The sequence below is a fragment of the Streptomyces sp. NPDC029139 genome (assembly GCF_055564335.1).
Map to the genome: position 1 here is coordinate 646738 of NZ_JBVHWN010000002.1, position 21665 is coordinate 668402.

Sequence of the window (21665 nt, forward strand, 5' to 3'; positions counted from 1 at the left end):
CACATACTGATCAAGCAGTCAGGCTAGCGGCGGCACCACTACGCGCACCCACCACTTACCCCAACTCCCATCCCGTCTGCCGTCGACCCACACACCGTGGAGCGGGCGCGGTGCCGGGCGTCCAGGTGGAGCGCGCCACTGTACGAACGACCTGGACGCCCGGTGCCGTGTCTGCTCGGCTTGTCCTGGGTCGATGGCGGACGGGATGGGAGTTCCCCGCCTCAGCCTCCACCGGCCGGCACCCGCGTGCGGCGCCCCCGCCATCCCGGAGCCGGAGCGCCCCCGCCGGAGGCATGTCGGTGACGGAGAGGAACCGCGGCGCCGGTTGGGGCTCGCCCTCATGCCCTTGGGCCTATCCCACTCGCAGGGGCGGGCGTCGGCGCAGCGCGCGCGGAGCGGGCCGAAGGCAGGAGCGTCGCGCGGAGCGGAGCCGGGAAGCCCGCCCGGCGGAGCGGAACGCGGAGCCGGGTGCTTGATGAGGTAGAGAAACCTGTAACAGCTCGCCTTAGAAGCGGGCGAAGATCACCGTTGCATCGTCGTGCGTCTTGGAGCGGGGCCATCGCTCAAGGTCGATGTCGCTGCGCTCGGCGTCGCGGACCTGGCCGATGAGGTTGGCTGTGCCGTGGTGCTCCAACACGTCGAGACACGTGGGCCATGTGCCAAGGGCGAAGGTGTCCACGAATCGGGCGGCGCCGTCGGTGAGGAGGGCTGCCCGCGCCAACTGCCCTATGGGCATCCGGCCTGTGAGGGCTTCGTCGGCCGCCTCGGGCTCCGCAGCAGCCACCCAATACCCGCCCGGCCGGTTCCGTATCGCCCTCTCGGCCTCCACCAACGCGGTGTGCGCCGCCAGCTCCCCCCTTACCCCTCGCCCCGCCGTACGCAGGGCGGCCCGCTCCTCGCTCGCCACCTGTGCCAAGCGCTGATCCGTGACGACCTCGGGGTCTCGACCGTCATCGAGGACGAGAACGGCGTCCCCCAGCACCAGCCACTCCACGTCTTGCCCGCGGCTTCGGAGCGCGGCCACCGTCGCTGACGGGGAGAACGGACTTCCCACATCACAGGTCGCCTGGTGCAGCTTCGCCGTGCCCTCGATGGCTTTGGCGAGACAGCGGGCCAAGTCCCGGCCGCTCTCGACGGCTTCGCGGTGCAGCATGGCTCCGAGCCTCTGGGCGAACCAGGCCACGCCGTGGACGCACCCGGTGGGCAGTCCGTTCGGGGTGCCGGCGCCGTCCAGCACCACTGCGCACTCGGGGCTGGCGATCGCGAAGTCCTCGTTGCGCCCGCCGGGGCGGGGAAGGCTGGTGAGGGAGACGTGCACGTCAGATCACCTCGTGCGACAGCACCTCGCTGGCCGCACGGCTGGCCGTGATCGCCTTGGTTCCCTGCTCGTAGTCGCACTCGATGACCATCGAGAACTCGGCCGTTCCGGTTCGGCCGTAGAGGTCGGCGAGATTCTCTGCCAGGAAGTGCGCCACCCCGAGTGAGCCGACCGCGTGGACGCCGGCGATCAGCAGGAAGGTGCCCTGGCCGTCGGGCCTCGGGAGCCTGCCGAGGTAGGCAACATCCGAGAGGGCGGGGTCGTCCGGGTCGTCGCTTGGTGAGGTGTACGTCTTGCCGCTGTCCCGCTCGATGAGGGCCCACCGGCCGTCCAGCAGCATCTCGTACGAGAGGCGTGGGTCGGCCTGGAGTGCTGCCGCCGTCACGGGGGAGGTCTTGGGGCCGCAGACGACGATGAGGTCGTCACGGTCGAGGTCGACCTCGCCCGACGTCGGGATATACCCCAGGTCGCCCTCCAGCTGGAGGTGATGCGCGAGAGCCAACAGCTTCTGGCCCGTCGAGCTGTCCTCGAGGGCCACGTAGTCCCGCTCTCCCGGCCGCATCGGTACGAGCACCTGCGCATGCTGGGTCCCGAGAAACGCGCGCTCCGGCGGCGGGCCGGCGTCTCGGAGCTGGGCAACGCGCGCTCTGCTCACACCCATGAGCTTTGCCACGTCGGCCATCGAGTGTCCGTGGTCACGGAGCCACGCAATGCTCTCCTTGCGCATGCGTGAGGTCTCGACAACGGCTGCTTGCAGCTCCGTCATCAGCTCCACCGCAGCCTTCGCGCGGAGCGCGTGATCTTGCATGGCGGCGACGCGCCGCACTTCTTCAATCACGGCGAACACCTCGCGGAACCGGACGGGGATCTGACTTCATACCCAACATGCTAAGGGGGGCTTGACACCTCGCACCAGTCGCGTGCATCTTGGGTGGTAACCCCCCCTTAACGGAGTGGGGGAACGACGCTCGGGCTGTTAAGCCCCCCTTACCGGGAGAGTGGACATGCCGTCCTTCAAGATCGATCTTTCGACTGCTGTGGTGTTCGTTGCGACCGCTCCGACGCCCAAGCTGGTCAGCAAGCAGACCGGTGAGCGCGCGATGGACCGGGAGACCGGTGCGGGTCTTTCGACTGTGGGTCTGCTGATCTCGGATGAGGGTGAGGGCAACCTCTACCAGGTGACCGTCCCGGAGACCGGCCTCCCCGACAACCTGACGCCAGGGACCCCGGTCTCGGTGATCGGGCTCAAGGCCCGGGACTGGGAGAACACGTTCAACGGTCAGACCCGGCACGGCATCTCGTTCCGGGCCGTCGCGGTCACGCCGATGGGGGCCTGATCATGACGGACCTGTCGCCCTTATGGGAGGTCGGCCTCCCGCTCGCCGGAACGGCCGGCGGTCTCGGCTACGCGAAGGTGCGGGCGCCGCGGGTGTTCTGGTCGCTGGTCGGACTGCCCGTGACGCAGGTGCGGTTGGCTATGACGTACCGCTCGACGATGGACGTGTGCGGGCTGACCGTTCAGCCCTCCCGCTTCCGCGCCTTCCTCGTCCGCAGCGTGTCCCGTCGCAGCGACGTCCAGCCCGTTCCGCCGAAGATCCGCCGGGTGCGGGGCACCTCGACCGGGATACGAGTCACACTCCGCCTCCCCGCTGGTCTGGAACCCGCCGACGTGATGGCCGCCTCCGAACGGCTCCGGCACGCCTGGGGCGTCCACTCGGTCAACGTGATCGAGACCAAGCCCGGGTTTGTCGAGCTGCGGATGACCGGCTACGACGTCCTGCGGCGGGTGAAGATGCCGCGCCGGTCGCGCTCCGGGCCGATGGCGGTCCCGGTGGCCCTGCGGGAGGACGGAACCGCGTTCGTCCGGGACTACCTGAAGGTCCCGCACGCGCTGACGCTCGGCGCGAACCAGTCGGGCAAGTCCATGTATCAGCGCAACCTCATCGCCGGGCTCGCCCGCCTGGACGTGGCCCTGGTGGGGATCGACTGCAAGCGCGGTGTCGAGCAGCGCGGCTACGCGCCCCGCTTGTCGGCGCTGGCCGTGACGCCAGAGGAAGCCTGCGGGCTTCTGGACGCGCTGGTGGAGGAGATGGAAGGCCGCTTCGACCTGCTGAGCGAACACGGCGCGGCTGATGTGTGGGCGCTGCCGGAGAAGGTGCGGCCGGTGCCGGTCGTGGTCCTGGTGGACGAGGTCGCGGAGCTGTTCCTCGTGGCGGGGAAGAAGGACGAGGAACGGCGGGACCGGATGGTCATGCAGATGATCCGCCTGGGGCAGATGGCCCGCGCGGCCGGCATCTTCCTGGAGGTCTGCGGACAGCGGTTCGGCTCCGACCTCGGCAAGGGCGCCACCACCCTTCGCGCGCAGCTCACCGGCCGCGTGGTTCATCGGGTCAACGACAAGCAGACCGCCGACATGGGATTGGGCGACATCGCCCCGGACGCGGTGGTCGCGGTGACGACGATTCCGCCCGACCGGCCCGGTGTCGCGGTGGCCGGCGACTCCTCCGGCGGCTGGTCCCGCATCCGCACCCCCGAGCTCACCGCGGCCAGGGCCGCTGAGATCTGCGCCGAGTACGCGCATCTGACCCCGGCCCTTCGGCGCCTGGCCGCCTACCGGCCGGTGCAGCTCATCGCGGGCAAGCCCGTCCCGCCGATGCCGCTGTTCAAGCCGCTCCCGGCAACCGACTGACCTCCCCTTCCCGCAGGTTGGCGTGACCGTCTCGCGCCAGGTCCCTACCCGCCCCATGTCTGAAACCGGAAAGGAGCACGCCCCATGCAACGCGCCAATCAGGTGGCCATCCGCAAGGTCCAGCGAGCAATGGCTGCTCGTGACTTCACGACGGCGCTCAGCATCGCTCGCGCCGCCTACCGCGCAGCACCGGATGACGCCGCACGTGCGGAGCTTCTGCTCTTCCTCGGCCCCCGTGCCGCCAGCACGCCCGATGACCAATGACCGCCCAAAGGAGGTGACGAGCATGGCGCGCTCTATCCGCCTCGACGCCGTTCTCGTCCAGGCCGTCATCGCCGGTGCCCTGTCCTTCGCCCACCTGCACGACCTGGCCGCAGCCGCAGGGCAGGACGGCTGGAAAGCGTGGGCCTACCCGGTCAGCGTCGACCTGCTGATGGTCGCCGCCTGGCGCCGAATGCGTAACGACGCGTCCAACCGTGACGCCTGGCTCTGGTTCGCCATCGCCCTCACCGCATCGCTCGGCGCCAACGTCGCCACCGCCGGAATGCTCGACATGAACCATGTCCCGGCCTGGCTGCGGATCCTCGTCGCCGGATGGCCCGCACTCGCCTTCCTCGGCGGCACACTCCTCGCCCACACACCGGCGCCGAAGCAGGAACCGGTGCCCATGGAACAGGCCGACCACGAACCAGTGCCGGATCTGACCGTGGAGCGCGCCCCGGAACCGGCTCCCGAACTCCCGCCGGCCGATCCCGACCCCGCTCCCGCTCCCGAGGAAGCCCAGCCGGAACCTGCTCCCTCGGCGCCTGCCGTCGCTGTGCCGCCCGCGCTGCTTGATCACGCCCGGAAGATCGCGGACGCCCATCACGCCCAGACCGGCGCCCCGATCGATGCCGAGACCCTGCGCAGCCGTCTCGGTGTCCCGCCCGCGCTGGCGGACTCGATCGCCCTGCAACTCGCCTGAGCTGAAAGGAGAGAGACCCGTGCGTCCGAACCGCTTCTACAACGTCGCCCGCTTCGGCCCGGTCCGCGTCGGCACCCATCACGACGGCCGTGGCCGTACCAGGCACACCGCCGTGTGCTCCGGACCCGGCTGCGACTTCTCCGCCGACTACTTCACCCGCGCCGCCGCCGAACTCGCCGCCCGCACACACCGCTGCAAAGCCTGAGAGGAGCAAGCCCCGTGTTCACACCGAAATACCCGACCCCCGACACCTACACCCCGACCCATCACACGGTGCCCGAGCACACTCCCGCCCCGGTGCCGGTCACGCCGACCCCCGCCCCGGTGCCGGTCGCCGCCTCCCGCACGGCGGTTCAGCTGACGCCGGGCAGTGCGCTCGCCCTGGTGGCCGGCGGTGGGGCGGTGGTCCTGGTCGTCGGCGCCGTTCTGGTCTCGATGCTCCTGGCCGTCGCCATCACCGCCGCCTCGGTCGCCGTGTGCGCCGTCGTCCTCAAGTCCCTGCTCCACCAGGAAAGGAAGCACTGACATGGGCCTCTTCAGCCGCAAGACCAACGACACTCCCGCCAACCCGCAGATGGCGGAGTTGGGACGCGAGTTCGCCATCGCCAAGCGCCACGGCGACCGCAAGACCATGCGCCGCATCGGCCGCGAGTACACCAACAACGCCATCAGCGACGCCGACGCCGCCTCCTTCCAGCAGGGCCAGGCCGCCTACGACTCCATCCCGCCCATCCAGCCCGTCCGCAACCGACGCCGGGGCCGGTGACCCGGATGGACACCTACACGATCGCCGCCGCCGGGTTACCGGCCCTCGGCTGGGCCCTGCACGGCAGCATGCTCCTCCGCCGCCTGGCCACCGCCCGCCGAGACCCGCTGACCGGCCTGCACACCCGCGCCGGATGGACCGCCCGCGCCGAACACCTCATCGCCCGTCACGAGTGCGCGCTCGTGGTCCTGGTCGACCTGGACGACTTCAAGGCCATCAACGACACCCACGGCCACGCCGCCGGGGACGCCGTTCTCACCGCGACCGCCAGTCGCCTGGCGGCCTGGTGCGGACGTCACGGCATCGCAGCCCGCCTCGGCGGAGACGAGTTCGCCGCCATCGTCACCGACCCCGACCACACCGCCGGCCTTCCCGCCCTCCGCGTCGCGCTGGACCAGCCGGTCACCCACGAAGGCCACACGCTACGGGTCTCGGCCTCGGTCGGGCACTGCCTCCGCGAACACCTGCCGGTCCCCGCCCTCACCGACGCTTTGTCCGCCGCTGACATGGCGATGTACGCGGCCAAGGGCCACGGCAGGCGCAACCCACACTGAGCGGCCCCCGGAGCGGCCTCGGTCGCCAAACTTCCGCCGCCCCGGGCGCCTGAACACCCTCCAGATCCAACGGACCCGAAAGGGAAAGCCCATGATGCCCCAGCCCTCGACCACGCGCGTCTGCTCCCACTGCGACGGCTTCCCCGTCGTCCACATCACCACCGGAAGCGTCACCCCGGACGGCCGGCGCCGCACCCTCCCGGCCACCTGCCCGGCCTGCAAGGGCACCGGCACCCGCACCACCCCCGCCTTGCTCGTCCGCGCCGGGAAGTGACCGCCAGTGTCTGACACCGCCACCGCGGCGGGCCTGGACCCGGACACCCTGAGCGATCTGCTCCGGGTGGCCGGGTCCCCCGGCTTCGACCGCCTCACCGACCAGATCCGCCGCACCGGAGGATGCGCAGCACCCATCCGCCTCGCCGGAGGCACCAAGACCCTCGACCCGGCCACCAAGACCGTGCTCCACGCCTACACCACCGACAACGAGCCGGGGGGCGTCCTGCGGGTCGCCTGCGGCAACCGCCGTGCCTCCCGCTGCCCCGCCTGCGCCTGGACCTACGCCGGGGACACCTACCACCTGATCCGCGCCGGACTCGTCGGCAACCCCGACAAGGGCACCCCCGAGACCATCCGCGACCACCCCCGCGTCTTCGCCACCCTCACCGCCCCGTCCTTCGGCCCCGTCCACAACCGCCCCGGCACCCGCCCGTGCCGCTGCGGCACCCGCCACCAGGAGGACGCGCCCGAACTCGGCACCCCGCTCGACCCCGACCGCTACGACTACGCGGCCGCGGTGCTGTGGAACAACCACGCCTCCGAGCTGTGGCGGTACTTCACCATCTACCTCCGCCGCGAAATCGCAGCCCGCGCCGGCCTCACCCAGAAAGCCGCCCGCGAACAGTCCCGCGTCTCCTTCGGCAAAGTTGCCGAGTACCAAAAGCGCGGCGCCGTCCACTTCCACGCCGTCATCCGCTTCGACGGCCCCGAAGGCCCCCACACACCGCCCCCGGCCTGGGCCACCCTCGACCTCCTGACCGACGCCATCCGGGCCGCCGCCGCCCGCGTCCAAGTCGTCGTCCCCGCCAACGAGGACTACGGCTTCGTGAAGGACTGGGTGCTGCGGTGGGGTGATCAGCTCGACGTCCAGCCCATCGGCGCCTTCGGCCAGGGCGAGGACCTGACCGAACAGGCCGTCGCCGCCTACGTCGCCAAATACGCCACCAAAGCAGCCGAGACCACCGGCAGCGTTGACCACCGGGTCGGCAACAAGGAAGCGCTCATCCTCCTCGACGTGCCCGACCATCCTCGCCGCCTGATGGAAGCGTGCATGGACCTTGATGCGGCCTACCCAGACCGACGACTCCGCGCCTGGGCCCACATGCTCGGCTTCCGCGGCCACTTCTCCACCAAATCCCGCCGCTACTCCACCACCCTCGGTGCCTTACGCCAGGTCCGCGCCGACTACCGCGCCCACCAGCAACGCGCATCCCTCGGCCTGCCCGACCCCGACGACAACCCCGAGGCAACCGTCCTCGTCGTCGCCCACTGGACCTACGCCGGCCACGGAGCCACACCCGGCGAGTCCTGGCTCGCCGCCAACATCCGCCGCGACATCCAGCACAACCGCGAACAAGCCCGCGAGATCCGCGCCGAACTGTCCCAACTGGAAGGGGAGCTGGTATGACCACCGTCACCGCTGAACTGCTGACCGTGCCCGAGGTCATGGCGCGGCTCAAGCTCGGCCGCTCGACCGTCTACGACCTCATCCGGTCCCGTCGCCTGGTCTCCATCACCATCGGCCGATCGCGCCGCGTCCCCGCCGACGCCGTCCGGGACTTCATCGACAACCAAATCGAGGAGACCGCCTGATGGCCACCCAGCGCAAGCGCAACCCCAACGGCGCCGGCACCATCACCCAGCGCAAGGACGGCCGCTACCAGGCCGCCGTCTACGTCCTCCAGCCAGACGGCACCCGCGCCCGCAAGTTCGCCTACGGCAAGACCTGGGCAGAGTGCGACGCCAAACGCCGCGCGCTCCTCGACAAGGTCGACAACGGCATTGCCGTACCGACCCGTTCGATGAAGCTTTCCGAGTGGCTCCCCTACTGGCTCGACAACATCGTCAAGCCGCGCCGGAAGAGGACCACCGCGGCCAAGTACGAGGTGCACGTCCGGCTCTATCTCGTCCCGATGATCGGACCCAAGCGGCTGGAATCCCTCAGCGTCGCCGACGTCCGTCGCTTCCTCGTCCAGCTGGAGAAGAAGACCAGCGCCGCCACGGCCAAGGAGTCGCACCGCGTCTTGCGCACCGCTCTCACCGCCGCCTGCCGTGAGGAGCTGGTGTCCCGGAACGTCGCGACGCTCGTCGAGCCGCCGGCCGTTGCCGCCCGGGAGCTCTCGCCCTGGTCGCTGGACGAGACGCTCGACTTCCTCGCCGCCGCCCGGAAGGACCCGCTGTACGCCGCGTTCGTGCTCGCCATTGCGCTCGGGTTCCGCCGCGGAGAGGTCGTCGGGCTTCGCTGGGAGAACGTCGACCTCGACAAGCGGGAGATCCGGGTCAGGACGCAGCGTCAGCGGGTCGCTGGGGAGGTGTACGAGGACGATCCCAAGGGGCGCCGGCGCAAGCAGACGCTTCCGCTGCCCGCGATCTGTATCGCTCCCCTGCGGTGGCAGCGTCTCAAGCAGGCCGCGATGCGCGAGCGCGCCGGAGACACGTGGACGGACACCGGGTACGTCTTCACCACCCGGACCGGTCAGCCGATCGAGCCGCGCAACCTCTACCGCTCGTTCACCCGTGTGGCCAAGGACGCCGGTCTCCGCGTCATCCGGCTGCACGATGCGCGGCACGGGACGGCGACCCTGCTCACCGCCGCCGGCGTCGCTCCCCGGGTCGTGATGGAGATCCTCGGGCACAGTCAGATCGCTGTCACGATGAACGTCTACACGCACGTCGTCCAGGACACGCAGCGCGAGGCCGTGAGCCACATGGACCGGCTGCTCAGGAGCCGTGCCCGGGCGTGACCAACCGTCCCCGTTGATGTCAGAAGTAGATGTCAAAGGCCCCCAGCCATGATCGGCTGGGGGCCTTTGCACTGGTGGGCGCGGACGGTTTCGAACCGCCGACATCTGCTTTGTAAGAGCAGCGCTCTACCCCTGAGCTACGCACCCGTGGAATGAGGCAACAGCGTACATGGCCCACGGGTGGGTCCCGCAAACCGATGGGGTTCGGGGGGTAGCCCCACCCCCGGAGGGTGGGTCGCCGGATCGATCCGGGGTGGGTGGGGTCCCTACCGTGGAGGGACAGTCAGCGCCTTACCTGGGGGTTCTTCGTCATGGTCGCTCGTCGTCGCATGCGCACGCTTCTCGCCGTCGGCGGAGCCGTCGTCGTCGCCCTCGGGGTCGGTGGGTGCGGGAGCGCCGATGTGGAGGGGGCGCCCGTGGAGAAGAGGACCTTCGCCTTCTCCGGGGACGCGCTCACCGTCGACTCCGACAACTCCGTGCTGGAGATCGTGCCCGCCGACGTCGAGGATGTGCGCGTCAGCCGGCAGGTCGACGGGTGGGTGTTCATGGGTGAGGGGCCCGAGGCCACCTGGCGGCTGGAGGGTGGGCGGCTCACGTTGCGGGTGGAGTGTGATGCCGTCGCCAGTGACTGCGACTCCGTCCACCGGATCCAGGTGCCCCGGGGCGTCGCCGTCACCGTCGAGGACGACAACGGGAAGGTGACCGCCGACGGGTTCGACACCGCCCTGAAGATCACCACCGACAACGGCGAGGTCGTCGTGCGCAACGCCTCCGGGGCGCTCGATCTGAGCAGCGGCAACGGCGAGGTCGTCGTCGAGGGCGGCACCACCTCGCGGCAGGTCGCCGCCCGCTCCGGCAACGGCGACGTACGGCTCACCCTCGGCGCCGTGCCCGAGCGGGTGCGGGCCGAGAGCGACAACGGGGAGATCGACATCGTCCTGCCCGCGGGCTCGACCGCGTACGACGTCGACGGGCGCAGCGACAACGGCGACGTACGGATCGACGTGCCGCGGCAGAAGGGCAGCGCGCATGCCGTGACCGCTCGCAGCGACAACGGGGAAGTCGTGGTCCGCAGCGCGAACTGACGGGCCCGTGTGTTCGTCCTTACCTGGTGGGAGAATGAACCGACCGGGCAGGGCGGGCGGACACAGCACGGGAGAGGGACGTGGCGGCGACTCACGCGAGGGGCAGTTCCACGAGCGCCGCGACAGAGGCGGGACCGCGATCCGGGCCGGGGCGCGGCACGAAGGCACGAGCGGGGGCCGGGACCGGGCGGGTCGCGCTCATGATTCCGCTGCTCGCCGTCGCCCTCCTTCCCGCCGCCTTCGCCGGCGGCGGCACCCGCCGCTGGTTCGGTGGGCGGGGCGAGAGTCAGCGGGCCGAGGCGCAGGCCGCCAAGGACGCCGCGGCCGCCGCGTTCTACGAACTCGACACCGCCCAGCGCGATCTGCGCATCTCCATCGAGACGATCACGGCCGTCGACAGCTCCCCCGGCGCCCGGCGGGCCGTCGACGGGTTCGCGGCCCTCGGGCAGCGGATCGACGAGGTCAGTCACGCCTACATCACCGCCGTCGACGCCCATGACCTCGACCGGGACGAGCTCGACGCCGCCACCGCCGACCGCGCCCGCGCCGAGCTCACGCGCGCCAAGGACGAGCTGGTACGGGTCAAGGGGGAGCTGGACCGGTTCGAGCAGGGGCTCGGACCGCTGCTCGACCAGGCCGAGACGCAGCTGGCCCGGCTCGCACCCGCCGTCGAGCGGGCGCGACAGGCGCTCCGGAACGCGAGCACTGCTCTCGATACGGTGCGGCAGCAGTCCGGTCTCAAAGCGGACGATCTCGCCGCCCGCCTCGCCGCCCTCGGCCCCGAGCTCACCCGCCTCAACGAAGGCGCCGGCCGCCACGGCGTCCCCGAGACCCTCCAGCGCGCCGACCGGGTCCTGCGCGACGCCGAGGCCGTCCGCGCCGAGGCCGAGCGCCTCCCCGAGCGGGCCGCCGAGATCACCAAGCGCCTGGTGTCCCTCCGTACCCGCGCCGAGGCGCTCACCACCCGGGCCGCCGCGGTCGAGCCCGTCCTGTCCGAGCTCCGACGCCGTTTCTCCGCCGCCTGCTGGCAGGACCTCCAGCACGTCCCCGAGCAGGCCGGCGACAACGTCCGCCAGGCCGAGGAGAAGCTCAGGGAAGCGGCCAAGGCCCGCGACGAGCAGCGCTGGCCGGACGCCACCAGCCTGCTCGCCACCGCCCGCGCCCTGCTCAACGCCACCGACGAGGCCGTCTCCGCCGCCGGCGACCGGCTCCGCCGCCTCGAGGCCGTCGCCAAGGACCCGCGGCAGGAGATCGACCGCACCCGTTTCACGATCCGCGACGCCCAGCGCCTCGCCATGGCCGGGCGCAACACCCCCGACCCCCGCCACGCCCGCCCCCTCGACGACGCCGTGGTACGGCTCGACCGGGCGATCGCCACGCTGGACGGCCGGCACCCCGACTACTGGCACTTCCTCGTCGAACTGCGAGCCGTCCGCGCCTCCGTCGCCCGCGTCGTCGAGCAGATCCGCGAGGAGCGTGGTGCCGGACACCGGTCCGGCTAGCCTGTCCGTATGCCTCGTTACGAATTCCGCTGCCGCACCTGCGGCGACACCTTCGAACTCAGCCGCCCCATGGCCGAGTCCTCCGCCCCGGCCGCCTGCCCCGCCGGGCACGACGACACCGTCAAGCTGCTCTCTGCCGTCGCCGTGGGCGGGACGGCGGCCCCCACGGCCGGTGGCGGCGGCGGAGGGGGCGGAGGCGGTTGCTGCGGCGGCGGTTGCTGCGGCTGATCGGCCGCCGGCGTCGCCTGCCGGCAGCCGACGTGACCGGCAGCGACCCACGTGGTCGATCAGCCGCCGACATGGCCGGTCCGCCGCCGACGTGGCCGGCTGCCGCCGAAGCCGGTCAGCTCCCGAGGTAGCGCAGGATCGCGAGGACCCGTCTGCTGTAGCCCTCGCCCCGGCCCGTCAGCTCCAGCTTGTCGAAGATCGCGTTGATGTGTTTCTCCACCGCGCTCTGGGACACGTGCAGCTGCCCGGCGATCGCCGCGTTCGTGTGCCCCTGCGCCATCGCCGCGAGCACGTCCCCCTCACGCGGCGTCAGGCGCGAGAGCGGGTCGGTGTGGGTGGTACGGACGAGGAGCCGGCGGACGACCTCCGGGTCGAACGCCGTCCGTCCCTCCCCCACCCGTTCCAGCGCGTCCAGGAACTCGTCGACCTGCGCCACCCGGTCCTTGAGCAGGTATCCCACCGCCCCCGACTCGCCGGTCAGGAGCTCGGTCGCGTACCGCCGCTCCACGTACTGCGAGAGCACGAGGACCCCCACCCCGGGCCACTCCCGGCGGATCTCCAGGGCCGCCCGCAGCCCCTCGTCCGTGTGCGTCGGCGGCATGCGGACGTCCGCGACGACCACGTCCGGCGGGTCCGCCGCCACCGCCGCGAGGAGTTCGACCGCGTTGCCGACGGCCGCCGTCACCTCGTGGCCCTCCTCGCTCAGGAGCCGTACGAGCCCTTCCCGTAGCAGGGTCGAGTCCTCCGCCAGGATCACCCGCACGGCAGTACCGCCCGCACGACCGTGGGGCCGCCCGCCGGGCTGTGCACGGCGAACCGTCCGTCCAGGGCCGCCGCCCGGCTCGCGAGCCCGCTCAACCCGCTCCCCGACGCGTCCGCGCCACCCGCTCCGTCGTCCGTCACCAGCACGCTCAACTCTCCTTCTTCCACCGTCACATCGACGTCGATCCGGGTCGCACCCGCGTGCTTGACCACGTTGGTCACCGCCTCCGAGACGACGAAGTACGCCACCGCCTCCACCGTCCTCGGAAGCGGCCGTTCCACCGCGTACGCCAGCCCCACGGGCAGCGGGCTGCGCTCGGCGACGCTCTCCAGGGCGGCGCGCAGGCCCGCCTCGTCGAGCACGGTCGGGTAGACGCGCCAGGCCACCTCGCGCAGTTCGGTGAGCGCGCGCCGGCTCTCCTCGTGGGCCTGGAGCAGCAGTTCGTCCGCGCGCTCCGGGTCACTGGCGCGCAGTCGCCGGGCCCGGCCGAGCAGCATGCCCAGGGCGACGAGCCGCTGCTGTACGCCGTCGTGGAGGTCGCGCTCGATGCGGCGGCGCTCGTCGTGCACGACGTCCATGACCTCGGCCCGGCTGCTGGCGAGCTGGGCGATCCGGGCCTCCAGCGCGTGGGCGTGGCTGGGCGCGAGGAGGTGGCGGGCCAGTCGCTCCTCCAGAGAGCGGACGCCCAAAGCCCCTTGGACGGAGAGGAACAGCAGGAAGAACCCGCCGAGGCTGCTGAGGGCGACGAGCCAGGGGTGGTCGATGTCGGTGATCAGCCAGCCGTAGAAGACGAAGGTGCCGAGGCCGAGTCCGTACGCGGCGCAGCCGAGGACGACCGCGCCGAGCAGACCGAGGGGCCAGCGGACCGCGAGGTAGCGCAGGGCCTCGCCGTCCTCCTGCGCCCCGGGGAGCCGGATGCCGAGCGAGCGGTCGAGGCGCCTGCGCTCCAGCCGGACGAGCACGCGGCCGGCGGCGGTCACCGGCCGCAGCACGGCTCGCCTGCCGCGCGGCCAGGCGAGCACCGGCAGCAGCGCGAGGCCGCCGACGACGGTGCCGAGGAATTCCAGCACGGCTGTCCCGGCCCCCAGCGCCAGCCCGGCGGCCGTACGAAGCCACCGCACGGCGTGCCGGACGAGCGCCGCCCTGGAGAGCGGCGAGGCGGAGTCCCGGACGGGCCGCCGGGCGAGGTTGCTCATGATCCGGCACGCTAGTCGGCGCACCGCACGGCCCGCACTGCGGAAAACCGCACCGTGACCGTGCGGCCGCCATCAGTCCCCTCCGGCGCCGCGCTTCCTAGCGTGGACGCCATGGAACGCTGGATCAACAGCCTCATGGACACACTCGGCGCCCCCGGTGCGGGCCTCGCCGTCGCCCTCGAGAACCTCTTCCCGCCGATCCCCAGCGAGGTCGTCCTGCCGCTCGCCGGCTTCGCCGCCGCGACCGGGCGGCTCGATCTGCTCGCCGTGCTGATCTGGACCACCGTCGGCTCGGTGGTCGGCGCGCTCGCCCTGTACGAGGTGGGGGCGCTGTTCGGCCGTGAACGCACCGTCGCCCTCGCCGCCCGTCTGCCCCTGCTGAAGGTCGCGGACATCGAGCGGACGGAGGCGTGGTTCGCCCGGCACGGCACCAAGGCGGTCTTCTTCGGACGGATGGTGCCGACTTCCGCAGTCTGATCTCCGTGCCCGCGGGCGTCGAACGGATGCCGCTGCCCACGTTCATCGTGCTCACGACGCTGGGCAGCGCGCTGTGGAACACCGCCTTCCTGCTCGCCGGTCACGCGCTCGGCGACAACTGGGAGGAAGTCACCGGCTATGTGTCGGTCTACTCGAAGGCGGTGCTCGTCGTGGCCGCGGTCGCGGTGCTGTGCTTCGTCGGGACGCGGCTGCTCAGGCCGGGTCGGGGAGGGCGTCGGGGTGTGCGTCCGGGAGCGCGCCGGGGGGCTGGGAGGGAAAACCGTTGAGCTGCGCGGGCACGGACGCGCGGTCGTCGCCCACGGAAACGCCGGCCCCAGACACGGACACGCCGCCTTCGCCCACGGACACGTCGGCCGCAGGTACGGACAGGCCGTCCCTGTGCACAGACACGCCGCCTTCGCCCACGGACACGCCGGCCTCAGATACGGACAGGCCGTCCCCGCGCATGGACGGGCCGCCTTCGGCCACGGCCGCGCGGTGGTCCGCCACCGCCGCCCGGAAGCGGCGCAGGATCTCCTCGCCGGCCGCCACTCCGCGCTCGGCGAGCACGTCGAGGTGCGGGGCGGTCCACGCCGTGTCGGCCAGTTCGCCGTGGCCGGGCCGCCAGGCGCGGTCGGCGGCGAGCAGCAGGTCGGCGTCGAGGAGGGAGTCCCCGGCGGCGAGGGTGAGGCCGGCGCCGCAGCGGCGGGCGACCTCGCGCATCGCCGCGCTCTTGGTGAGCGGCTTCGGTACGGCGTACACCTTGCGGCCCTGCAGGGAGACCGTCCAGCCGCGGTCGTCGGCCCAGTCGCCGAACCGCTTCAGCCACTCCTCCGGCAGCCGCTCGCGTTCCACGACGAGGTAGGCGAAGAGGTCCTCGGCGACCCGGTGCTTGCGCACCCAGGACAGGTCCGTGGTGGCGGTGAAGTACGCGCGGATCTCCGCGAGCGGCGCGCACTCCTCGGCCAGTCGGCGCACGACGGCCTCGTGCCAGTCCTGGTCGGTGACGCCGTCGACCAGCAGGTGCCCGCCGTTGGCGCAGATCGCGTACTTCGGTGCGGGCCCGGGGAGCTGGATGCGCTGGTACTGCTTGCGGGTGCGGGTCGTGGTCGGTACGAAGACGGCTTCGCCGGCCAGCCGCTCCAGGAGCAGGGCCGCGTCCTCGGTCATGTACGACAGCGGCTTGGACTCGTGCACCTCGATGCTGAGCAGTCGGGGCGCCTGCGCGTCCGGCATCCCGAGCGCGAGGGCGGCGGAGGAGTAGATCAGCGTACGGTCGAGGTCGCTCGCGACCATCACGGAGCTGTTCACCGAGGTCACTGGGAGACCACCGCCTTCCCGTCGGCGCCGGTGGCGCCTCTCGTGTACTGGGGGTGGATCAGTCCCACGCAGGTGTACGGAAGTCCGTCGACCTCCTCGACGGGAACACCGCGCTGCTCGGCGAGCAGGCGTACGTGCGCGAGGTCGGCGCCGGCGCCGCGCTGGGCGAGGATCTTCCAGGGGACGCGGCGCAGCAGGACCCGGGTGGTCTCGCCCACGCCGGGCTTGACCAGGTTGACGTCGTGGATGCCGTACTCCTCGCTGATGCGCTCGACGGCCGCCCAGCCCTCCCAGGTGGGGGTGCGGTCGGCGGCGAGCAGCTCCTTGGCGGCGGTGTCGACGTCCTCGGCGACCTCGTCGAAGCGGGCGGCGACGGCGTCGAGGAAGTCGTTGGAGACATCGGCGCCGGCCAGCTCGCGGTAGAACTTCCCGCCGTGGAAGTCGTCCGGGCCGACGAGGTCGGCGCGCAGCACCGTACGCGATATCAGCCCGGAGACGGTGGAGTTGAGGCAGGCGGAGGGGATGAGGAAGTCCTCGCGGGTGCCGTAGGTGCGCACGCAGGAGCCGGGGTCGGCCAGGACCGCGATCTCCGGGTCGAAGCCGGTGATGCCCTCGGAGCGCTCGAAGTCCTCGATCGCGTCGGCGAGTTCGCGGGTGATGGCACCCTTGCCGGTCCAGCCGTCGACGAAGACGACGTCGGCCGGGTCGTGGTGGGCGGCGAGCCAGCGCAGCGCGTTGGCGTCGATGCCGCGGCCACGGACGATGGAGACGGCGTAGTGGGGCAGGTCGAGTCCGTGACGGGCCTGGGCCCAGCGGCGCATGAGGACGCCGACGGGGGTGCCGGCCCGGGCGAGGGAGACGAGGACGGGTGTGCCGCTCCCCCGGCCGGACTTCTCGGCGAGCACGGTCTCGGTGACGATGCCGACGGCGCGCGCGATGCGCGCGGCGGAGGTCTCCAGGGCGGCGTGGAAGAGCTCCTGGTACCGGTCGCTGGGCTGGTACTCGACCGGCAGCGACTCGGCGTAGTGGGCGCCGCCGCTCTGGATCGCCTCCTCGCGCTCCTCGGTCGGTGCCTCCAGCTCGACGTCCGAGAGGTCCTGGAGCAGCCAGCCGACCTCCTCGGGCGCGTACGAGGAGAAGGCGGGGCCGCGGAGGGGCTCGGGCAGCATGGAGCTCCTTTCGGGAGCTTCGGTGGCGGGAGCGGGTACGTACGCGGGGACGGCCGACCGGACCTCCGGACGGGCTTCCGGGCGGGCGTACGACGGGACGTACGACGGGACGACGGCGAGGACCACGTGCGGGATGTGGGCCGCGAGCTGGGCCGGCAGGCCGTCGGGGGCGTGCAGCTGGGGGGTGTCCGCGACGGAGTCGACGACGGCGACGACCGCGTCGAAGCCGCCACCGGCGACGTTGTAGGCGTACCGCTCGCCGGGCCCGTCGGCGGGCGCGTCGTGGGCGGGGAAGACGATCCGGGTGCGTATGGCGTAGCCGGGGTCGTCGACGGCGAGGACGGGCGAGCGGGTGGTGGTGGAGTACGCGACGTCGATGCCGCGCTTCTCGAGGGCGACGCCGAGCGCGAGCGGCGCGTACATCAGCTCCTCGAAGCCGAGGACGAGCACACGACCGGGGTCCCCGGCAGGGAGCGCCCCGGCGAGCTGCTCCGCCAGCGCCGGAAGGGCCTCCTCCAGGCGGGAGCGGTGCTCCGGTACGAAGCCGTGGCGGCCGCCGTCCGGCACGCCCTGCGGCCAGTCCAGGTCGACGCGCACGACCGACGCGCCGCGGGGCGCCCGGGGCGCGGGCACGGCGGCCGACGCGACCGCAAGGGCCTCCCCGGGCGACCCCGGGGAGCCGGCCGACCCGGGCGACCCGGCCGACGCCGCTGCCGACGCCTCGTACCGTGCCACCAGCTCCTGGCCCTTCTCCAGGACGCCGTCCGGCAGGCCCACCGTCCCCGCCGCGAGCGACAGCAGGTCCACCCGCGCCCCGATCTCGTCCGCGAAGGCGGTGAGCCGGTCCCGGTCGGCGGCGGCGCGCATGTCGACCAGGGCGACGATCACGTACCGGTCGCGCGGGTAGCGCTCGTGCAGGTCGCGGATCGTGTTGAGGACCGTGTTGCCGGTGGAGAACTCGTCGTCGACGAGCACCAGCGGGCCCTCGCCGGCCAACAGCTTCGGGTCCTCCGGCAGCAGCAGGTGGGAGGTGGCGTGCGAGTGGGACTCCTCGAAGCCGCCGGCCGGGGCGACGCCCGCCACCGGCCGCCGGGTGGAGTGCAGGTAGGGGGCGAGGCCGACACCGTCCGCGACGCTGTGGCCGAGGCCGGTCGCCGTCTCCGCGTATCCGAGGACGACGGCCCGCGCCGCGTCCTGGTCACCGAGCAGCTCCCGTACCCGCACACCCAGGTCGTATCCGGCGCCGTGGACCACCGAGGGGCGCTGCGGCACGTGCTTGCCGAGCACGTTGGAGACCAGCAGATGCGCGCGCTTCGGATTGCGGCGCAGTGCGAGGCCCAACAGGCCCGGGAGCTCCTCGCCGCCGATCAGTTCGACGCCCAGCCGCTCCGCGACCCACGTTCCCGACCACACCACGTCGTCCTTCACCTTCCGTCAGCCGGCCAGTCCGGCGGTGAGCAGATCGACGAAGCCGACGTCCTCCTTGGCGACGCCGAAGACCTCGGCACGCAGGAGGGTCCGTTCGGCCCACGCGCGATGCGGCTTCACCTCGTTCATCTTGTTCGTGTACGCGGAGCGCAGCACCCCGCCGCCGCCCCGCTCGGGCCGCAGGATGTCCTGGGCGTCGCTGTACTCCTCGTGGCTGACCACGGAGAGCGCGTGCACCGGCACCACATGGGTGGGGTGGATGCAGGTCTTGCCGAGCAGGCCGTTGGCCCGGTCGAGTTCGATCTCGCGGAGCAGCCCGTCGAGGTCGTGCTCGATGAGCGCGGTGCGCAGGTCCTCCGCGCGGCCCTCCAGGAAGGGGCTGCGGCGCAGCTGGGGCTTGAACATGCGCTCGCCGAGCCGGAAGTACTCCCAGACGGGCCCGGTGATGGTGAAGCCGGTGCCGTCGGAGCGGCCGAGGACGTTGACGACGTCGGCGATGACGTGGGCGACGAGCTGGACGTCGTAGGCCGTCATGTCGGGCGAGCGGCGGAGTCCGTACGCGGAGCAGAAGTCGGTGACGCCGAGCCGCAGGGCGAGGACCCGGTCGCGGTACTTGTCCACGGTCGCGGCGATGCCGGCGAGGGTCTCGGCGCGGGTCTCCAGGTGCAGCAGCTCCGGAGACTCGAGAACGGGCATGGCGAAGAGCCGCCGGCCGCTCTCCTGCTCGGCGACGGTGAGGGCTTCGAGGAACGCCTGTCCGCGCGTCTCGGTGAACTTCGGCAGCACGAAGCCGGACAGCAGGCGGACGCTGTCGCCGAGCCGCGCGGCCAGATCGGTGATCTGGTGGGGCTCGCGGACCCGGATGAAGAGCAGGGGTACGTCATCGGGCGTCTGCTCGCCGTCCGTCGCCAGGGCGGCGAACTGGTGGACGAGGTTGTCCTCGGCGGCCTCCACATCGGCGTCGGCGATGGAGTCCTCCAGGCATAGCACCATGGAGACGACCCCGCGTGCGGCCTGTTTGCGCACGTCGTCGGCGAGCCGCGGCCGGGTGGCCGGGCTGTAGAGGGTGGCCCCCAGGGCCACGGCGAGCGTGCTCGCGGGCGAGTCGGCGGTGAACTCGGCCGGCTCCTGGTGGAACAGCCCGGTCCGCGAAGCGGACGGGATGTGCCCGAAATGACGCATGTAACTCCCCCGACTGCCTCTATGGGCCCTGACGACACGTGGCCGGTAATAGTACGTAGGTGCGGGTGTCCTTAGTTCCCTTCGCGCATGAAATCCAGGTAACTCGTCCGCATCGGCGCATCTCTCCCCGATCGCCACGGCCCCCCGCGTTGTCCGCGGGTCGGCCGGGGAGGCAGGATGACGGTCATGACGCACGCGATGCTGAAGGGCTCCAACGTCCCTCTCGACACCGCGGCCGTACGGGCCGTGCTCCGCTGGACCCCGGGCCCCGGGGTCCCCGACGTGGATGCCTCGGCGCTGCTGCTCGGGGCCGACGGCCGCGTGCGCTCCGACGAGGACTTCGTCTTCTACAACCAGCCGCGCCACCCCTCCGGGCTGGTGCGCCGGCTGCCCAAGAAGCGGGTGGCGGAGGGGCTGACCGACACGGTCGAGGCCGATCTCGGCGGGCTGGACCCGTCGGTCGACCAGGTGGTGATCGCGGCCTCCTCGGACGGCGACACCTTCCGGTCGGTCACGGATCTGCGGATCCTGCTGTACGACGCGGGCGCGGCGGACGGTGAGCCGCTGGCCCTGTTCGACGTGACGGCGGAGACGGGCGAGGAGACCGCGATCATCTGCGGCGAGCTGTACCGGCGCGGCGAGGGATGGAAGTTCCGCGCGGTGGGGCAGGGCTACCCGACGGGTCTCGTCGGGCTCGCCACCGACTTCGGGATCTCGGTGGACGAGGGCACGGAGACGGGGCCGGACGCCGGATCGGAGACCGGCACGGACGCGAGCGAGGCCCCGGCCGGCGCCGCCCCGGACCCGGGGCTCGACGCGACGGTCGTCCACCCGCCCGTGTCCGCTCCCGTGCCGCCCCAGCCGACCGCTCCCCCGGCGCCCGTGCCCGGCTACGGCTACCCGCAGACGGCGCCGCCCGCCTACGGCTATCCCCAACCCGTCTCGACCGCGCAGCCGGCCTACGGCTATCCCCAGCCCGCCTCGACCGCGCAGCCCGCGTACGGCTATCCCCAGCCCGCGGCGGCCGCGGCGCCCGCCCCGGACCCGAACTTCCGGATGCCGCCGATGGGGCCGCAGTTCATCCGTCCGTGACGCCGCCTGGGGGGCGCTGAGCGGTCCCGGCCGTGAGGCGGCCCGGGACAGGCCCGGCGCTCCCACCCGTAACGCCACGGGTCAGGCCTTGGTCTTGTAGCCGCGCCCCCATTGCAGGCCCCAGCCGTACAGCCGGTCCAGCTCCCCCTGGAAGCCGTACACGAACTTCACCTCGCGGCGGACGATCAGCTCTTCCTTGACCTTCTCGACGGTGAAGACCGCGCAGGAGCGGGCCTGCGGGGCCCGCTCGTCCAGTTCGATCTCGATCCGCGGCCCGTTGCTGGGGTAGAGCGTCACCTTGGCGTGGGTGCGGTCGAAGGCCGGTGTCTGGTCGTAGATGTAGACGAAGAACAGCAGGCGCTTGATGGCGTCCCGGTGGTCGAGGTTGACGAAGATCGTCTCGCCGGAGGATCCGCCGAACCGGTCGTCACCGCTCAGGTTCACGTACGGCGGGGCGTTCAGGGACCCGAAGAAGTTGCCGAGCGGCTGCACCACGCCCTTGCTGCCGTCCGTCAGCTCGTACATGCAGCCCAGGTCCAGGTCGACGTTGACGACCCCCTGGGTGTGCGCCTGGACGACCTCGGGCTTGAAGAGCTTCGAGGGGTTGCGCAGCAGTCGTCCGCTCTGGCGGGAGCGGCCCTCGATGTCGGAGGTCCGCATCCGCCAGGAGAGGTTGACGCGGAGGTTGCCGGTGGCCGCCCCCTGTTTGGTGAGCGAGACCGCCGGGCGCCGTCTGGTGAGGTCGATGGAGTTGCTCGCGGCGTTGCCCGAGTCGAACTGCGCCACCCTGCCCGGAAAGAGGCCGTCCCAGAAGGCCATGCGTCCCCACCCCCCACTCGAAGCCATGACATACGCGGCGGGGCGGCCGGGTGCACCGGCCGCCCCGCAGTGAAGCGTTCCTCATTGCCGGGG

At 72.0% G+C, this 21665-nt stretch carries 23 protein-coding genes, 1 tRNA gene and 2 pseudogenes; 17 read left to right on the plus strand and 9 right to left on the minus strand.

The window, feature by feature from the left end; all coding sequences use genetic code 11:
- Nucleotides 1–505 precede the first annotated feature (505 nt).
- Nucleotides 506–1318: a protein phosphatase 2C domain-containing protein gene (locus ACZ4VW_RS07075; RefSeq protein ID WP_467959260.1), complete on the minus strand. Its 813-nt coding sequence runs from the start codon at nt 1316–1318 to the stop codon at nt 506–508.
- A 1-nt stretch (nt 1319) separates the two neighbouring features.
- Nucleotides 1320–2156, minus strand: coding sequence for a sigma-70 family RNA polymerase sigma factor (locus ACZ4VW_RS07080; protein WP_467959262.1), 837 nt, complete (start codon nt 2154–2156; stop codon nt 1320–1322).
- Nucleotides 2157–2322: 166 nt separating this feature from the next.
- On the opposite strand from ACZ4VW_RS07080, the gene ACZ4VW_RS07085 reads away from it, so the two are divergent.
- From ACZ4VW_RS07085 to ACZ4VW_RS07140, 12 genes are all read left to right on the plus strand, one after another.
- Complete coding sequence (locus tag ACZ4VW_RS07085) at nt 2323–2655, plus strand: SCO3933 family regulatory protein (RefSeq protein ID WP_389169722.1); 333 nt, start codon at nt 2323–2325, stop codon at nt 2653–2655.
- Between the two features lie 2 nt (nt 2656–2657).
- On the plus strand, nt 2658–4007 hold the full coding sequence (locus ACZ4VW_RS07090; RefSeq protein WP_467959264.1) for an FtsK/SpoIIIE domain-containing protein: 1350 nt from the start codon (nt 2658–2660) through the stop codon (nt 4005–4007).
- An 84-nt stretch (nt 4008–4091) separates the two neighbouring features.
- Nucleotides 4092–4271: a hypothetical protein gene (locus ACZ4VW_RS07095; protein ID WP_467959266.1), complete on the plus strand. Its 180-nt coding sequence runs from the start codon at nt 4092–4094 to the stop codon at nt 4269–4271.
- 22 nt (nt 4272–4293) lie between these two features.
- Nucleotides 4294–4971 carry a DUF2637 domain-containing protein gene (locus ACZ4VW_RS07100; RefSeq protein ID WP_467959268.1) on the plus strand — a complete coding sequence of 226 codons (678 nt, stop codon included), beginning with the start codon at nt 4294–4296 and terminating at the stop codon, nt 4969–4971.
- 19 nt (nt 4972–4990) lie between these two features.
- Nucleotides 4991–5176 (plus strand): mobile element transfer protein, encoded by a 186-nt coding sequence (locus ACZ4VW_RS07105; protein ID WP_467959270.1) that lies wholly within the window; start codon nt 4991–4993, stop codon nt 5174–5176.
- A gap of 14 nt (nt 5177–5190) precedes the next feature.
- A complete protein-coding gene (locus ACZ4VW_RS07110) occupies nt 5191–5496 on the plus strand; it encodes a SpdD protein (protein WP_467959272.1) in 306 nt (101 codons plus the stop codon).
- A gap of 1 nt (nt 5497) precedes the next feature.
- Entirely contained in the window at nt 5498–5737 is a 240-nt protein-coding gene (locus ACZ4VW_RS07115) for a hypothetical protein (protein ID WP_467959273.1), read from the plus strand.
- A 5-nt stretch (nt 5738–5742) separates the two neighbouring features.
- Nucleotides 5743–6291 (plus strand): GGDEF domain-containing protein, encoded by a 549-nt coding sequence (locus ACZ4VW_RS07120; RefSeq protein ID WP_467959275.1) that lies wholly within the window; start codon nt 5743–5745, stop codon nt 6289–6291.
- Between the two features lie 91 nt (nt 6292–6382).
- Nucleotides 6383–6565 (plus strand): hypothetical protein, encoded by a 183-nt coding sequence (locus ACZ4VW_RS07125; RefSeq protein ID WP_467959277.1) that lies wholly within the window; start codon nt 6383–6385, stop codon nt 6563–6565.
- 6 nt (nt 6566–6571) lie between these two features.
- The gene (gene repSA, locus ACZ4VW_RS07130; protein ID WP_467959279.1) at nt 6572–7975 is read left to right on the plus strand and encodes a replication initiator protein RepSA; all 1404 of its coding nucleotides are present in this window, start codon (nt 6572–6574) and stop codon (nt 7973–7975) included.
- Nucleotides 7972–8160: a helix-turn-helix domain-containing protein gene (locus ACZ4VW_RS07135; protein ID WP_391932842.1), complete on the plus strand. Its 189-nt coding sequence runs from the start codon at nt 7972–7974 to the stop codon at nt 8158–8160. Before repSA ends, ACZ4VW_RS07135 begins: the two co-directional genes overlap by 4 nt.
- Nucleotides 8160–9311 (plus strand): site-specific integrase, encoded by a 1152-nt coding sequence (locus ACZ4VW_RS07140; protein ID WP_467959284.1) that lies wholly within the window; start codon nt 8160–8162, stop codon nt 9309–9311. The genes ACZ4VW_RS07135 and ACZ4VW_RS07140 overlap by 1 nt, the downstream gene beginning before the upstream one ends.
- Before the next feature lie 72 nt (nt 9312–9383).
- Here ACZ4VW_RS07140 and ACZ4VW_RS07145 read toward each other — a convergent pair.
- A tRNA-Val gene (locus ACZ4VW_RS07145) sits at nt 9384–9458 on the minus strand.
- 182 nt (nt 9459–9640) lie between these two features.
- Here ACZ4VW_RS07145 and ACZ4VW_RS07150 point away from each other — a divergent pair.
- From ACZ4VW_RS07150 to ACZ4VW_RS07160, 3 genes are all read left to right on the plus strand, one after another.
- Nucleotides 9641–10396, plus strand: a complete 756-nt coding sequence (locus tag ACZ4VW_RS07150) for a DUF4097 family beta strand repeat-containing protein (RefSeq protein ID WP_467959286.1) — start codon at nt 9641–9643, stop codon at nt 10394–10396.
- 200 nt (nt 10397–10596) lie between these two features.
- Nucleotides 10597–11898, plus strand: coding sequence for a hypothetical protein (locus ACZ4VW_RS07155; protein WP_467959288.1), 1302 nt, complete (start codon nt 10597–10599; stop codon nt 11896–11898).
- A 9-nt stretch (nt 11899–11907) separates the two neighbouring features.
- Nucleotides 11908–12126, plus strand: a complete 219-nt coding sequence (locus ACZ4VW_RS07160; protein ID WP_467959290.1) for an FmdB family zinc ribbon protein — start codon at nt 11908–11910, stop codon at nt 12124–12126.
- Between the two features lie 115 nt (nt 12127–12241).
- Here ACZ4VW_RS07160 and ACZ4VW_RS07165 read toward each other — a convergent pair whose 3' ends face one another.
- On the minus strand, nt 12242–12889 hold the full coding sequence (locus tag ACZ4VW_RS07165) for a response regulator transcription factor (protein WP_467959292.1): 648 nt from the start codon (nt 12887–12889) through the stop codon (nt 12242–12244).
- Nucleotides 12880–14085 (minus strand): sensor histidine kinase, encoded by a 1206-nt coding sequence (locus ACZ4VW_RS07170; RefSeq protein WP_467959294.1) that lies wholly within the window; start codon nt 14083–14085, stop codon nt 12880–12882. The genes ACZ4VW_RS07165 and ACZ4VW_RS07170 overlap by 10 nt, the downstream gene beginning before the upstream one ends.
- 111 nt (nt 14086–14196) lie before the next feature.
- Between ACZ4VW_RS07170 and ACZ4VW_RS07175 the strand changes: the two are divergent.
- Nucleotides 14197–14849, plus strand: a pseudogene (locus tag ACZ4VW_RS07175) (DedA family protein).
- A 226-nt stretch (nt 14850–15075) separates the two neighbouring features.
- Here the strand turns inward: ACZ4VW_RS07175 and ACZ4VW_RS07180 are convergent.
- The 3 genes and pseudogenes from ACZ4VW_RS07180 to ACZ4VW_RS07190 form a co-directional block, all read right to left on the minus strand.
- Nucleotides 15076–15858 (minus strand): annotated as a pseudogene (locus tag ACZ4VW_RS07180) (HAD family hydrolase); the annotation flags it as partial.
- 20 nt (nt 15859–15878) lie between these two features.
- A complete protein-coding gene (locus tag ACZ4VW_RS07185) occupies nt 15879–18467 on the minus strand; it encodes a phosphoribosyltransferase (protein ID WP_467959296.1) in 2589 nt (862 codons plus the stop codon).
- 18 nt (nt 18468–18485) lie between these two features.
- Nucleotides 18486–19661, minus strand: coding sequence for an HpcH/HpaI aldolase/citrate lyase family protein (locus tag ACZ4VW_RS07190; protein WP_467959298.1), 1176 nt, complete (start codon nt 19659–19661; stop codon nt 18486–18488).
- Between the two features lie 177 nt (nt 19662–19838).
- Here ACZ4VW_RS07190 and ACZ4VW_RS07195 point away from each other — a divergent pair, with 177 nt between their 5' ends.
- Nucleotides 19839–20753 (plus strand): TerD family protein, encoded by a 915-nt coding sequence (locus ACZ4VW_RS07195; RefSeq protein ID WP_467959300.1) that lies wholly within the window; start codon nt 19839–19841, stop codon nt 20751–20753.
- 81 nt (nt 20754–20834) lie between these two features.
- Here ACZ4VW_RS07195 and ACZ4VW_RS07200 read toward each other — a convergent pair whose 3' ends face one another.
- The gene (locus tag ACZ4VW_RS07200; RefSeq protein ID WP_467959302.1) at nt 20835–21572 is read right to left on the minus strand and encodes a TerD family protein; all 738 of its coding nucleotides are present in this window, start codon (nt 21570–21572) and stop codon (nt 20835–20837) included.
- Between the last annotated feature and the right edge of the window lie 93 nt (nt 21573–21665).

Coding starts and splice junctions, on each gene's coding strand:
- ACZ4VW_RS07195 (WP_467959300.1), top strand. CDS start 19,839: ATGACGGTCATGACGCACGCGATGCTGAAGGGCTCCAACGTCCCTCTC.
- ACZ4VW_RS07190 (WP_467959298.1), bottom strand. CDS start 19,661: ATGCGTCATTTCGGGCACATCCCGTCCGCTTCGCGGACCGGGCTGTTC.
- ACZ4VW_RS07115 (WP_467959273.1), top strand. CDS start 5,498: ATGGGCCTCTTCAGCCGCAAGACCAACGACACTCCCGCCAACCCGCAG.
- ACZ4VW_RS07135 (WP_391932842.1), top strand. CDS start 7,972: ATGACCACCGTCACCGCTGAACTGCTGACCGTGCCCGAGGTCATGGCG.
- ACZ4VW_RS07120 (WP_467959275.1), top strand. CDS start 5,743: ATGGACACCTACACGATCGCCGCCGCCGGGTTACCGGCCCTCGGCTGG.
- ACZ4VW_RS07125 (WP_467959277.1), top strand. CDS start 6,383: ATGATGCCCCAGCCCTCGACCACGCGCGTCTGCTCCCACTGCGACGGC.
- ACZ4VW_RS07100 (WP_467959268.1), top strand. CDS start 4,294: ATGGCGCGCTCTATCCGCCTCGACGCCGTTCTCGTCCAGGCCGTCATC.
- ACZ4VW_RS07160 (WP_467959290.1), top strand. CDS start 11,908: ATGCCTCGTTACGAATTCCGCTGCCGCACCTGCGGCGACACCTTCGAA.
- ACZ4VW_RS07200 (WP_467959302.1), bottom strand. CDS start 21,572: ATGGCCTTCTGGGACGGCCTCTTTCCGGGCAGGGTGGCGCAGTTCGAC.
- ACZ4VW_RS07170 (WP_467959294.1), bottom strand. CDS start 14,085: ATGAGCAACCTCGCCCGGCGGCCCGTCCGGGACTCCGCCTCGCCGCTC.
- ACZ4VW_RS07095 (WP_467959266.1), top strand. CDS start 4,092: ATGCAACGCGCCAATCAGGTGGCCATCCGCAAGGTCCAGCGAGCAATG.
- ACZ4VW_RS07155 (WP_467959288.1), top strand. CDS start 10,597: ATGATTCCGCTGCTCGCCGTCGCCCTCCTTCCCGCCGCCTTCGCCGGC.
- ACZ4VW_RS07085 (WP_389169722.1), top strand. CDS start 2,323: ATGCCGTCCTTCAAGATCGATCTTTCGACTGCTGTGGTGTTCGTTGCG.
- ACZ4VW_RS07140 (WP_467959284.1), top strand. CDS start 8,160: ATGGCCACCCAGCGCAAGCGCAACCCCAACGGCGCCGGCACCATCACC.
- ACZ4VW_RS07090 (WP_467959264.1), top strand. CDS start 2,658: ATGACGGACCTGTCGCCCTTATGGGAGGTCGGCCTCCCGCTCGCCGGA.
- ACZ4VW_RS07150 (WP_467959286.1), top strand. CDS start 9,641: ATGCGCACGCTTCTCGCCGTCGGCGGAGCCGTCGTCGTCGCCCTCGGG.